The 12219-nt window shown below is 77.2% G+C and carries 9 protein-coding genes; 8 read left to right on the top strand and 1 reads right to left on the bottom strand.

Annotated features, from left to right (window positions below):
• Positions 1 to 70: 70 nt before the first annotated feature.
• Entirely contained in the window at positions 71 to 2020 is a 1950-nt protein-coding gene (locus ACFQ11_RS04355; protein WP_378296475.1) for a serine/threonine-protein kinase, read from the bottom strand.
• 155 nt (positions 2021 to 2175) lie between these two features.
• Here ACFQ11_RS04355 and ACFQ11_RS04350 point away from each other — a divergent pair, with 155 nt between their 5' ends.
• The 8 genes from ACFQ11_RS04350 to ACFQ11_RS04315 are packed head-to-tail and all read left to right on the top strand — an operon-like array spanning position 2176 to position 12148.
• Complete coding sequence (locus ACFQ11_RS04350; RefSeq protein WP_378296474.1) at positions 2176 to 2484, top strand: hypothetical protein; 309 nt, start codon at positions 2176 to 2178, stop codon at positions 2482 to 2484.
• Positions 2484 to 2681, top strand: coding sequence for a DUF2997 domain-containing protein (locus ACFQ11_RS04345; protein WP_378296472.1), 198 nt, complete (start codon positions 2484 to 2486; stop codon positions 2679 to 2681). Before ACFQ11_RS04350 ends, ACFQ11_RS04345 begins: the two co-directional genes overlap by 1 nt.
• Positions 2672 to 3229 (top strand): 4Fe-4S single cluster domain-containing protein, encoded by a 558-nt coding sequence (locus ACFQ11_RS04340; protein WP_378296471.1) that lies wholly within the window; start codon positions 2672 to 2674, stop codon positions 3227 to 3229. Before ACFQ11_RS04345 ends, ACFQ11_RS04340 begins: the two co-directional genes overlap by 10 nt.
• Before the next feature lie 15 nt (positions 3230 to 3244).
• Complete coding sequence (locus tag ACFQ11_RS04335; protein ID WP_378296470.1) at positions 3245 to 4789, top strand: AAA family ATPase; 1545 nt, start codon at positions 3245 to 3247, stop codon at positions 4787 to 4789.
• Positions 4786 to 7173 carry a hypothetical protein gene (locus ACFQ11_RS04330; protein ID WP_378296469.1) on the top strand — a complete coding sequence of 796 codons (2388 nt, stop codon included), beginning with the start codon at positions 4786 to 4788 and terminating at the stop codon, positions 7171 to 7173. Before ACFQ11_RS04335 ends, ACFQ11_RS04330 begins: the two co-directional genes overlap by 4 nt.
• Before the next feature lie 9 nt (positions 7174 to 7182).
• Positions 7183 to 7317 (top strand): hypothetical protein, encoded by a 135-nt coding sequence (locus ACFQ11_RS04325; RefSeq protein WP_378296467.1) that lies wholly within the window; start codon positions 7183 to 7185, stop codon positions 7315 to 7317.
• A 10-nt stretch (positions 7318 to 7327) separates the two neighbouring features.
• Positions 7328 to 9736, top strand: a complete 2409-nt coding sequence (locus ACFQ11_RS04320) for a hypothetical protein (RefSeq protein ID WP_378296466.1) — start codon at positions 7328 to 7330, stop codon at positions 9734 to 9736.
• A 33-nt stretch (positions 9737 to 9769) separates the two neighbouring features.
• Complete coding sequence (locus ACFQ11_RS04315) at positions 9770 to 12148, top strand: hypothetical protein (RefSeq protein ID WP_378296465.1); 2379 nt, start codon at positions 9770 to 9772, stop codon at positions 12146 to 12148.
• Positions 12149 to 12219: the final 71 nt, after the last annotated feature.

Raw genomic sequence — 12219 nt, 5'->3', positions numbered from 1 at the left:
ATTTATGTCAGACACATGAATGTGTCAACACTAAATTTAGGACGACTCTGGTTGCGTGGGAGTGCGGCGTTCAGTCGACGGTGAAGCAGCCCGCGTCCCGCAGGCGGAGGGCGAACTCGGCGACCCGGTCGTCCGCGATCCGGGACGTGTACCGGGCGTTCGGGTTGCCGGGGACGGGCGTCGTCCAGCCGTCCGCGGACCGCTGCGAGGACGGGTAGGCCGCCGACAGTTCGGCCACGGTCGAGCCGACGCCGATCCCCTCGGGAGTGCGGAGGCCCGCGCCGCCGAAGACGGCGACGACACCCGAGCGGGGCGAGACGTGCACGGTCGCCGCCGCGCCCCGCGCGTCCGCGACGTCGTAGACGCGGCAGTCCCCGGCGGTGTGCGGCCGGGGGCGCGCCCGCCCGGACGCCTCCAGCCGCTCGGCCGTCATGCCGAGCTCGACGTCGCCGAAGCCGTCCGGGCCGAGGCGGGTGCCGCCGTGCGGCGGCGTCCGGTGCGTGGACGCGCCCGGCGACGGCCACGAGCCCGCCGGTCCCGGGGAGTGCGTCGGCGCAGGGGACGAACGGGTCGGCGACGGGGCCTCGCGCGCCGGCGTCGCGGACGGGTGCGTGGGGGACGGCCGGGGCGGCGCGGGGGCGGAGGCGGTCCCGGACGCCTCCGGGGACGCCGCCACGCGGCGGACCGGCTCGTCCCCGCCGGCCGTCCCGACGAACACGGCGACGACCACCGCGACGACGACGGCCGAGACCGCGAGGGCCGCCTTCGCGCCGACCGGCGTTCCCCCGCCCGACGCCCCGCCCGACGCCCCGGCCGCGTCCGGCCCCGCCTCCCGAACGAGCGTCGCGGCGACATCCGGGTCGGGCGACTCCACCGCGACGGGGTCCCCGCCCGCGGGGTCAGCCCCGGCAGGGCCGGTCACGGTCGGGTCCACGCCGATCGGGTCGGCCCCGCCCAAGTCGGCCCCGCCCAAGTCGGCCGCGACCGAGTCGGCCCCCGCCGGGTCCCCGCCGAACACGTCCGCGCTGAACGCGTCCGCGCCGAACGGGTCTGCCTCAGCCGCCTCGCCCCAACTCGCATCGACCCAACCCGCGTCGCCCCCGCCGAGATCGGCGCCGCCCAGGTCGTTGGGGTCGGGGACGGAGCCGTCCGGGGCGGCCGCGGCGGCGAGGGGGAAGGCGGGGGCGAGGGCTGCGGCGGCGACGGCGAGGGCGCGGGCGGCGCGGTCCTCCCAGCCGGGGCCGTACGCGCGGGCGGCGGCCTCCTCTAGTTCGGCGGCGAACGCGGCGGCGCCGGGCGGCCGGTCGGCGGGCGACTTCGCGAGGCCCCGGACGACGAGGGCTCGCAGCGGCGCGGGGACGTCGTGCGCGGGCACCGGCTCGCGGACGTGCGCCGCCATGAGGTCGGGTCCGGTGCGGGCCGCGTAGGGGCGGTGGCCGGTGACGCACTCGTAGAAGACGCAGGCGGCGGCGTAGACGTCGGCGGCGGGGGTCGCGGGTTCGCCGCGCCACTGTTCGGGCGCCATGTAGGCGGGGGTGCCGACGCGGCCGCCGTGCCCGGCGCGGGCGGCGACGCCGAAGTCGATGAGCTTGCTGAGCCCGTCGGCGCGGACGACGACGTTCGCGGGCTTGTAGTCGCGGTGGACGACGCCGGCGGCGTGGGCGGCGGCGAGGCCGAGCAGCGATCCCTTCAGCAGCAGGAGGGACGCCTCGGGGGTGAGGGCGCCGCGGTCGGCGAGGACGCGCTTGAGGGCGACGCCGTCGACGACCTCCATCACGATCGCGGCGCCGGTCGCGTCCTCGAACAGGCGGTACAGGCGCGCGACGTTGGGGTGGCGGACGCGGGCGAGCATCCTGGCCTCGTGCCGGAACACCTCCCGCGCGGCGGGGTCGGAGCCGGGCGCCAGGTACTTGATCGCGACCGGGGGGCCGCCGGTCACGTGCCGGGCCAGGACGACCCGGCCCTGCGTCCCGCGTCCCAGTTCGCGCACTTCGCGAAAGCCCGAGATACCCCAGCTCATCGCGGTCGCCTCCTTAGTCGGCCACCTTGTGGGACGCCGGAATGCCGCGCCCGGTTCGGCCGCGCATCGGCGCAGTGCGAAGAAATGCCTGTTCGGTGTCATTGCGCCGCCATATGCTGGGCGGGTTCGCGGGTTCGCGGATTCGGGAGGACGGGTTGTCGCATTTCACGAGGGTGCGGACACGGTTCGCCGACGGGACGGTGCCGCGGCGCGCGCCGGCGGGCATGGGCCGCGAGGCCCGGCCGGTGGGCCCGGGCGTGCGCGGCCGGGCCGGGCGGCACGCGAACGCGGAGTTCGAGGTCTGCCCGGACGGCGGCGAGCACGAGACCGGGTTCGTGAATGGCGCGAACGGCTACGAGGCCGTCGCCGATTCGACGCTGCGGAAGCGCGGGTTCGAGGTCTATTCCGGCAATACGGAGAAGTCCGGGGACATCAGGGTCGTCCTCCGGCGGGCGGGGGCGTGATGGACGAGACCGTCGAGGTGACGATCAAGCCGGACGGCAAGGTCGAGATCCATGTGACCGGGGTCGACGGCATGGCCTGCCTGGAGACCACCGAGGAGCTCGTGCGGATGCTCGGCGGCGAGGTCGAGGCGCAGGAGCTGACGGCGGAGGCGTACAACGAGACCGGGGAAGAGCAGCAGGACCGGTTGTGGCACTGACGTGGCGGGTGCACGCCACGCTGTCACGGAGCGCCGCGAACGGGCCGGGGACCCGGTTCGTGGTCTGGGCGCAGGGCTGCACGCTCGGCTGCCCGGGGTGCTTCAACCCCGAGACGCACGGGCCGGGCGGGGACGTCCGGACGGTCGAGGACGTCGCGGCCGAGGCGCTCGGGACGTCCGGGATCGACGGGGTCACGGTGAGCGGCGGCGAGCCGCTGGAGCAGCCGGAGGCGCTGCGGGAGTTCTGCGGGCGGGTGCGGCCGTCCGGTCTCGGGATCGTGGTGCTGACGGGTTTCGCGCGGCGTGAGATCGAGGCGGACCCGGCGCTGTCGGCGGCCGTCGAGACGGCCGACATGGTGATCGCGGGACGGTACAACGCGCGGCTGCGGATCGGCACCGGGCTCCGCGGGTCGTCCAACAAGGAGTACTGGGCGATCACGGACCGGTACGGGCCGGAGGACTTCGCCGGGGTTCCGGAGAGCGAGATCGTCATCTCCGCGGACGGGACGATCTCGGTCACCGGCATGCACGCTTGGGAACAACGATGAGCGCCGAGGAGACCGATGAGCGTCCATGATGATCTGAACCTGTACCTGCGGGCGCGGGTGCCGATGATCGTCCTGGTGACGGTGGAGGAGCAGCGCGCGCTGGAGGTCCTCAACGAGGTGCGGGTCGGCCGGGACGCGTCCGCGAAGTCCGACCTCGTGATGTGGGACGTCGCGCGGGGGCTGGTGTCGCGGGACGGGCGGCCGATGCCGACGGCGCCGACGCCGGACGCGGCCCTCGACAAGATCGCGGAGTTGACCCGCGACAGCCCGAACCGCAAGGACCTCTACGTCCTGAAGGACTTCCACGAGTTCTGGCACAAGAGCCCGGCGGTGAAGCGGAAGCTGCGCAACCTCGCGCACAGCCTGGTGTCGACGTACGCGTCGCTGGTCGTGACGACGCACTCGGCGGACGTCCCGGCCGAGCTGGGCGACGACGTGGTCGTCCTCGACATGCCGCTGCCGGACCTGTGGGAGCTGCGCGCGGACCTGGACGAGCTGATCCGGCAGACGCGGGTGGAGTGCGACCTGACGCACCACGGCCGGTGGCGGCTGGCGCAGGCGGCGCTGGGGCTGACGGCGACGCAGGCGCGGCGGGCGTTCTCCAAGGCGATCGTCCGGGACAAGGTGCTGGACGAGCTGGACATCCCGGCGGTGCTGGAGGAGAAGAAGGCGGTCATCCGGTCGTCGCAGGCCCTGGAGTACTACAGCTCGGAGGAGACGCTCGACGACGTCGGCGGGCTGGAGCTGCTCAAGGAGTGGCTGACGCTGCGGGAGAGCGCGTTCGGGGAGGACGCCGCGAAGTTCGGGCTGCCGGCGCCGAAGGGGATGGCGCTGATCGGGATCCCGGGGACCGGCAAGAGCCTCACCGCGAAGATGATCAGCGGGTTGTGGCGGCTGCCGCTGCTGCGGCTGGACGTCGGCGCGCTGTTCGGCTCGCTGGTGGGCGAATCGGAGGAGCGGCTCCGGCTCGCGCTGAAGATCACCGAGACGGTGTCGCCGTGCGTGCTGTGGATCGACGAGCTGGAGAAGTCGATGGCGTCCGGCGGGCTGGACGGCGGCACGTCGCAGCGGGTGTTCGGCACGATCCTGACGTGGATGCAGGAGAAGACGTCGCCGGTGTTCGTGGTGGCGACCGCGAACGACGTGGGGGCGCTGCCGCCGGAGACGCTGCGCCGCGGCCGGTTCGACGAGGTGTTCTTCCTGGACCTGCCGACCGACAGTGAGCGCCGCGAGATCCTGAACGTCCATCTGCGCAAGCGGCTGCGGGACCCGGCGGCGTTCGACGTGATGCGGCTGGCGCGGCTGTCGGACGGGTACGTCGGCGCGGAGATCGAGCAGGCGATCGTCGACGCGCTGTACCGGGCGTTCGCGGACGGCCCGCGCGACATCACGACCGAGGACGTCGCGGCGGCGATCGAACGGCTCGTCCCGCTGAGCCGGTCGCAGCGCGAGCGCATCGAGGACCTGCGGTCGTGGCTGCGGGATGGGCGGGCGCAGTCGGCGTCGTTCGCGGAGGCGTCCCAGGCGGCGGAGCACCAGGTGCGGCTGGAACTGGCATGAGGCCGCGGGCCGACCGGTGGGCCGGGGCGTCCGCCGGGCGGTCGCCGCGCGGCCGGTGGGCGGAGCGGCGGCTGTTCGCGGCGGCGCGGAAGCGCGATCCGGCGGTGCGGCACGCCGTCGCGTCGGTGGCGGCGACGCCGGGGCACCGGCTGGCCGAGCGCGCGCGGGAGACGGTCGCGCTGTGGTGGGCGCAGACCCGCGACCCGCTGATGCGGCGGTTCGTGCTGGACCTGGGGGCCGTCGCGGCGTCGCCGCCCGCGCGGCAATGGACGCTCGCGCTGCTCGGGCGGCTCGGCACGGACCTGACGGCGGCGGAGACGGGTCCCGTGCCGGGCATGCTCGCCGATCCCGATCCGGACGTGCGGGCGCGGGCGGAGGAGTTCTGCCGGGAGGCGTCCGGCGACACGCTGCACACCCTGTGGACGCTCGACACCGGGCCGGGCACGCCGCTGCGGGGGCTGCTGCTGCGCCACGGCGAGCCCCCGCCGTCCGGTCCGCTGAACCGGCTGTGGGAAGAGTGGCTCCACCGCCCGGACGAGCGGCTGTGGGCGGCGCTGTCGCGGTGGGGGCGCCCGGCGACCGGGGGCGGTGTCGAGGGCCTCAGCGTCGTCGCGGTCGGCTCGGCCCCGGACGTCCTGCGCGAACCCCGGTACCGGGCGGCGCTGATCGAGGCGCTCGCGCTGGGCGACCACCCGCTCCGCGGCATCGCCGAGGACCGGCTCGCGAACCTGCGCGACCCGGCTCTCACCGACGAACTGTGCGCGGCCGCGCTGGAGGACGACGGGCTCGCCCGGATCTGCAGGAAGCACCGTCTCGCGCCCGCCGACCCGGTGCGGCGTGCGGCGTTCTTCCTGCTCACCGGGCAGCCGGAGCAGTACCGCGCGCTGGACCCGGACGGGAGCCTGCTCGGCCTCGCGTACGCGTCGGCGCCGCCCGCGGGACGCGGCCGGCTGCAGCGGGCGATGCTGACGGCGGGCGACCTCGATCTCGTCCGCGTCATCGTGGGGCACGACCGCCGGGCCCGCATCCCGGAGATGCCGCCGGAGGAGATCCGGTACCTCGCCGAGCGGCTCGCCGAACGCCGCGACTGGGACGGCCTGTGGGCGCTCGTCCAGGACGTCGCCATCGCGACGGGCGCGGACCTGTGCGGCCTGTTCGACGGCTGGGCGCCGCGCGGCGCGGACGACCGCCGCGTGTTCGAGCTGTACCGGGCGGCGGACCCGGCCGCGACGGCGCGCGCCGTCGCGCGTCTCGCGGCGTCCGAGGGGCGGGCGGCGCCCCGGGCGCGGCTGCGGTTCCGGGGGCGCGTCAACGACGTGTCGTTCTCCCCCGGCCGGGACGGCCCGTTCCTGGCCGTCGCGGGCACGAACCGGGTCGTGGGGGTCTTCGACCTGCGGTCGGCGGAACTCGCCGAGCGTTACGCCGGCTTCGGCGCGTCCGTCGGCCGCGTCCTGCACACGGGGGACGGCGTGGTCGCCGCCGAGCGCACCAACCGCGTCGACCGCGACTGCCGGGTGGTGCGCTGCGCGGACGGCGGGACGCGCGTCCTGCACACGGCGCGCGGTTCGGTCACCGCGCTGACCGGCACCGGCGACGGCGGCTTCGTCGCGGGCACCCGCGCCGGGGAGCTGCTGCGGGGGGCGCCGGACGGCGGCCCCGTCGCGGAGCTGCCCGCCCGCCGGTTCCGGCTGTCGCGCTCGTCCTGGCCGCGTTCGGTGGCCGCGCATCCGTCGGGGCGGATCGCCGTGCTGGGCCGCCACCTCGTCGTCGCCGACCCCGGCGCCGACGACCTCCCCCTGATCGACTACGAGCCGCCGGCGGCGTGGCCGGCGTTCGTCGACGAGTCCGGGATCGTCTGCGCCGAGCGCGGCGGGACGGTGCGGCTGCTGCGGTCGAACACGCCGTACTCGACGGTGCTCGCACAGCGGGGCGCGGTGCACGTCGACGCCGGTGTCCGCGGGCTCGGCGCGCTGCCCGGCACCGGCGAGAGCGTCCTCGTGGACGGGACCGGCGACCTGCACGTGCTGGACGCGGGGGCATCGGCGCGCACGACCGTCCACCGCGCGCCGGAGCCGTGCGCCCCGACGAGCGTGACCGTGTCGCCGGACGGCGGCTTCCTCGCGGTCGGCGACGCCGCCGGGCACACCGACCTGTTCGACCTGCGCGTCCGGGAGCTGCCGCGGCTCGTCGCGCGCCCGGTGGCGGCCCTGCTCCCCCGGCATCTCGGCATCGTCGCGACGGCGCGCGCCGTGCCGGGGCTGGACCGGGGGTCCGCGGACGCGCTGCGGCTGCTGGAGGCGTGCCTGGAGCACCGGTTCCGGTTCGACGTCGAGCTCGGGGACGCCGTCCGGCTGTCCGCGGGCGAGTTCGACATCAGCCTCTGAGGAGCGGCGATGGTGGACGCGCGACGGCGGGAGCGGCGGGCGGTCCGGCGACGGCGGCGGCGTCGCGAGGTGCGGGGCGAACCGGGGGCCGCCGCCGGGCACCGTAAGTCCCCGGCCGCCGGCGAGCACGGCATCGGCCTGTGAGGGGACGGTCATGCGACGATCGGGAACCGAGCGGCGGATCGCCGGGAGCGCCCGGCGGGGGCGGGCCGGCGCGCGGGCGTGGCGGCGGCTCCTCGCGGACGCCGCGCGGCGCGGCGGGGAGGCGCGGGACGGCGTGGTCCGGGTCGCGCGGACGCCGGAGCATCCGCGGTGCGGCCACGCCCGCGCGCACGTCGCGCGCTGGTGGGTCGACACGCGCGACCCGGAGCTGCGCCGGGCGGTGCTCGACACCGGGGCGACCGCCCTCGCGCCTCCCGGACGGCTCGTCACGCAGGCGCTCCTGGGGCGGACGGGCGGCTGGGGCGAGCACGCCGTGCCCTGGGTGCCCGGGCTGCTCGGCGACGAGGACCCCGCCGTGCGGGAGGGCGCGGCCGCGTTCTGCGGCGGGGCCCGGGGCGCCGTCCTCGATGCGCTGTGGGACCTCGACACCGGTCCGGGGACGCCGCTGCGGGACGCGCTCCTGGCCAACCCGGCGCCCGCGCCGTACCCGGAGCTGGACGCGCTGTGGGAGGAGTGCGCCCGGGGTGCGCCGGGCCCGCTGCGGGACGCGCTGCTGCGGTGGGGGCGCTCGGCGGCGGGGGCGCCGCTCGCGGCGGTGACCGCCCTGGCGGTGGGCAGGCACGGTTCCCACGGCGTTCCCGTGCTCGCCGCCGCGCTGCTCGAGGACCACGCCGTCGCGGACCTCGCCGCGGAGCAGGCGATCGCGCGCGGCGACCAGGCGGTCATCGACGCGGCGTGCGAGCTGGCGATCCGGGACCCGGAGCGCGCGGAGCGGTGCCGCACGCGCGGGCTCGTCCCCCGGGATCCGGTCCGGCGCGCGTGGCTGTTCGCCCTCACCGGCCAGGGCGGGCAGCGGCGCGCGCTGGATCCGGACGGGTCGCTGTTCGCGCTCGCCTACGCGGCGGCGCCGCCGGACGAGCGCGCCCGCGCCCGGGGGGCGCTGCTCGCCGCCGGGGACCTCGACCTCGTCCGGACGATCGTGGCCGGTGAGCGCCGCGCCCACGTCACGGACATGTCGGGCGAGGAGCTCGGGTACTTCGGCGAGCGGCTCGCCGAGCGCCGCGCATGGGACGACCTGTGGGCGCTCGTCCGGGACGTCCCCCTCGAGCGGGGCGCCGCGCTGGTGCCCCTGTTCGGCGGCTGGCGGCCGCGCGACGAGGACGGCCGGCGCCTGTTCGAGCTGTACCGGGGCGTCACCCCGGAGACCGTCCGCGCCGCGCTCGAGCGTTTCCGCGCCGGGCCCGCGGCGCGGCCTCCCAGGACGGTGTTCCGGATGCCCGCGGGGATCCACCATCTGTCGTTCTCCCCCGAAGGGTGTCCCGGCGCGCCGGACGGCCCGCTGCTCGCCGTCGCGTGCCTCGACCGGACCGTCCGCGTCCTGGATCCGCGCACCGGCCGGGACGTCCGGCGGCACGGGGGGTTCGGCGCCGCCGGCCGCGTGCTGCTCCTCGGGGACGGGACGGTGCTGGTCGGCACGGGCGGCGGCGCGGGCCCGCACCGGCTGTTCCGCTGCGCCCCCGGCGGCGCCCGGACCGCGCATCCGGTCGAGGGCGCCGTCACCTCGCTCACCCGCACCGGCGGCGGGGGACACGGCGACGGGGGACACGGCGAGGGGGAACACGGCGACGGCGGGGGGTTCGCCGCCGTGACCGCCGCCGGGGAGCTGCTGCGCGGCGGGCCGGACGGCCGGGACGTCACGGTGCGGAGCCTCGCCGGGTTCGGGCTCGACCCGCGGCTGCGGCCCCGCGTGGTGGCCGCGCACCCGGACACGCCCCGGCTCGCGGTCGTCGACCGGGCGGTGCACCTGTTCGACCCGGCGGGCGGGGCCGCCGAGGTCCTCCATCCCGCCGAACGGCCGGTCCGCGCCGCGTACGTCGACGCGGACACCGTCGCGTGCGCCGAACGGAACGGGTCGGTGACGTTCCTGCCGGCCGGGGGCGGCGCGGAACGCACGGTGCTGCGATGCGACGACGGCTGCGCGGGCCTGGCGACGGTCCACCGCGGCGTCGCGGCCGCCGACATCCACGGCCGGCTGTACCTCCTCGACGCCGACCGGCCGGGCGCCGGGGGTGCGGCGCCGCCCGTCGAGTCCCGGCCCGGGACCACCTGCGTCGTGGCGTCGCCCTCCGGGTCGCTGGTCGCGACCGGGCACGTCTACGGCGAGCTCGCCGTGTTCGACATGCGGCTCCGGGAACTGTGCGGCGTCCTCGGGCGACCGCTCGCGGAACTCCTGCCGCGCCACGCCGACCTCGCCGCGGCCGCGCCGGCGCGGGCCGCGGACCCGCAGGTGCGGGCGCTGCTGGACCTCTTCCGCGCGGCCCTGGAGCACCGCTTCCGCTTCGACGTCGAGGTGGGCGACGCCGTCCGGTTCGCGGGCGGCGAGCACGACATCGGCCTGTGAGGGGCATCGGCCCGTGAGAGGAGCGAGGAGACGGTGACGCGGCGGACGGACGAGGACAGGCGGGTGATCGCGAGCGGGCGGCGCGGCCCCTGGGGCGCCCGCGCGGCGAAACGGCTGTTCGCGGACGCCGGGGACGGCGCGGCGGGCGCGCGCGAGGCCGTCGTCCGGATCGCGCGGACGCCCGGGCACCGGCTGTGCGACCGCGCGCGGGAGCGGGTCGCGGCGTGGTGGGTCCGGACGCGCGACCCCGCGCTGCGCGCGGCCGTCCTGGAGACGGCGGCCGCCGGCGGCCTGCGGGCCGCCCGCCGCGTGACGCTCGCGCTCCACGACCGGCTCGGCGGCGCGTGGCGGGAGGCGGACGCCGGGCGGGCGGCGGAGCTGCTCGCCGACCCCGACCCGGACGTGCGGGCGCACGCCGCCGCGTTCTGCCGGGGCGCGGCCGGGCCGATGCTGCACGCCCTGTGGGCGGCCGACACCGGGCCGGGGACACCGCTGCGCGGTGCCCTCCTCGCGAACGGTGCGCCGCCGCCCGGCCCGGTGCTGGACGCCCTGTGGCGGGCGTGGCTGCGCGACCCGGACGACGAGGCGGGCGCCGCGCTGCTGCGGTGGCGGCGCCCGGCCGAGGACCCGTGGCTCGCCCCGTCGAGCGTCGTCGCGCTGGAGACGGACGCGGTGATCCTGCGGCGGACGCCCTACCGGGAGGCGCTTCTGGACGCGCTCGCCCTGCGGGACCACCCGCTGCGGGACATCGCCGCCGCCCGGTTCCGCGCGGTGCACGACCGTCCGCTCGTCGAGGAGCTGTGCGGGCGCGCCGTGGCGGACCCCGCGCTCGCGGCGTTCTGCGCCGAGCACCGGTTCGCGCCCGCGGACCCGGTGGCGCGGGCCGCGTTCTTCCTGCTCACCGGGCAGCCGCGGCAGTACCGGGCGCTCGATCCGGACGGGAGCCTGCTGTCGCTCGCGTACCTGTCGCGCCCGGACGACGAGCGGGCGCGGCTGCGGACGGCGATGCTCGCGGAGGGCGAACTCGACCTCGTCCGCGTCATCGTCGGCGAGGACCGGCGCGGCCGCGTCCGCGACCTGTCCGCCGACGAGACCCGCTACCTCGCCGAGCAGCTCGCGCACCGCCGCGCCTGGGGCGACCTGTGGTCGCTGGTGAAGGACGTGCCGATCGCGACGGGCGCCGCGCTGTTCCGGCTGTTCGAGGACTGGACGCCCGGCGGCGACGACGAACGCCGACTCTTCGCCCTGTTCCGCGCGGCCGATCTGACGGCCGTCGCGTCCGGCCTGGACGAGGGCGGCGACACGGTGTGGACGGCCGCCCGGCGGGCCCGGCTGCGGTTCCGGCACAGCGTCGACGACATCTCGTTCTCCCCCGACGGCCCGTTCCTCGCCGTCGCGGGACGGGCGGGCGTCGCGGGCGTGTTCGACCTGCGCACCGCCCGCCTCGTCGAGCGGTACGACTGGTTCGACTCCCCGGTCGGGACCGTCCTGCACGTGGGGAACGGCGTCGTCCTCGCCGGTGAGCGGGGCCGTCACGGGGCGGGGCCGTGCCGCGTGGTGCGCTGCGCCGCCGGGGCCGACCGGACCCTGCACACCTCCCTCGGCTCCATCACCTCCCTCGCGCTGACCGGCGACGGGACGTTCGCGGGCGGCACCCGCGACGGGGACCTGCTGCTCGGCGACGCCGACGGCCCGGTGCGGGTCCGGCCGATCACCGAGTTCGGGCTGGGGCGGCGGCAGTGGCCGCGGCGGATCATCGCGCACCGCGGGTCGGGGCGGCTCGCGCTGCTCGGCCGCTCGGTGCACCTGATCGACCCGGCGACCGGCCATTCCGTCGGCGCCCACCCGGGACGGACGGTCGGCGAGGTCGGGTTCGCCGACGCCGACACGGTCGCGTGCGCCGACACGCGGGGCTGGACGGTCCTGCTGCGGGTGGCGGACGGGCGGCGCGTCTCCCCCCGGAACGCGCAGATCCGCGGCTGCGCGGGCCTCGGCGTCCTGCCCCGCTCCGGCGAGCTCGTCATCGCCGACCGGACCGGCGACCTGCACTTCCTGACCGGTGCGACGCTCGACGCCGTCGACGTCCACCGGACGCCGTCCGGCGAGCGGCCGACCGGGCTGACCGTGTCGCCCGGCGGCGAGTTCCTCGCGGCCGGGTACGGCGACGGCCGCGTCGACCTGTACGACCTGCGGCTGCGCGAGGTGCCCGGGCTCGTCCCGCGCCCCATCGCCGACCTCGTCCCGCGCGACCTCGGCGCCGTGGGCGCGGCGCTGGCGGACCCCGCGGTCGCCGGGCGGGACCGGGCCGTCCTCGAACTCCTCGACGCGTCCCTGGCCCACCGTTTCCGGTTCGACGTCGCGCTGGGCGAGGCCGTCGAACTGACCGGCGGCGAGCACGACATCAGCCTGTGAGTCAACGGCGTAAGGGGCGGCGCGGGAGAGGAGATCACGGAAGAATGCGGAGGAGACCTGTGGGAGGGGGA

The sequence above is a fragment of the Actinomadura sediminis genome, assembly GCF_042675525.1.
In the GTDB taxonomy this organism is placed as follows: Bacteria; Actinomycetota; Actinomycetes; order Streptosporangiales; family Streptosporangiaceae; genus Spirillospora; species Spirillospora sediminis.
Note: the sequence above shows the minus strand (reverse complement) of the source record. Positions and strands in the feature narration are given on the sequence as shown.

Excerpts from the sequence above, each read along its gene's own strand:
- ACFQ11_RS04355 (WP_378296475.1), bottom strand. The coding sequence starts at position 2,020 with ATGAGCTGGGGTATCTCGGGCTTTCGCGAAGTGCGCGAACTGGGACGC.
- ACFQ11_RS04345 (WP_378296472.1), top strand. The coding sequence starts at position 2,484 with ATGGACGAGACCGTCGAGGTGACGATCAAGCCGGACGGCAAGGTCGAG.
- ACFQ11_RS04335 (WP_378296470.1), top strand. The coding sequence starts at position 3,245 with ATGAGCGTCCATGATGATCTGAACCTGTACCTGCGGGCGCGGGTGCCG.
- ACFQ11_RS04330 (WP_378296469.1), top strand. The coding sequence starts at position 4,786 with ATGAGGCCGCGGGCCGACCGGTGGGCCGGGGCGTCCGCCGGGCGGTCG.
- ACFQ11_RS04325 (WP_378296467.1), top strand. The coding sequence starts at position 7,183 with ATGGTGGACGCGCGACGGCGGGAGCGGCGGGCGGTCCGGCGACGGCGG.
- ACFQ11_RS04320 (WP_378296466.1), top strand. The coding sequence starts at position 7,328 with ATGCGACGATCGGGAACCGAGCGGCGGATCGCCGGGAGCGCCCGGCGG.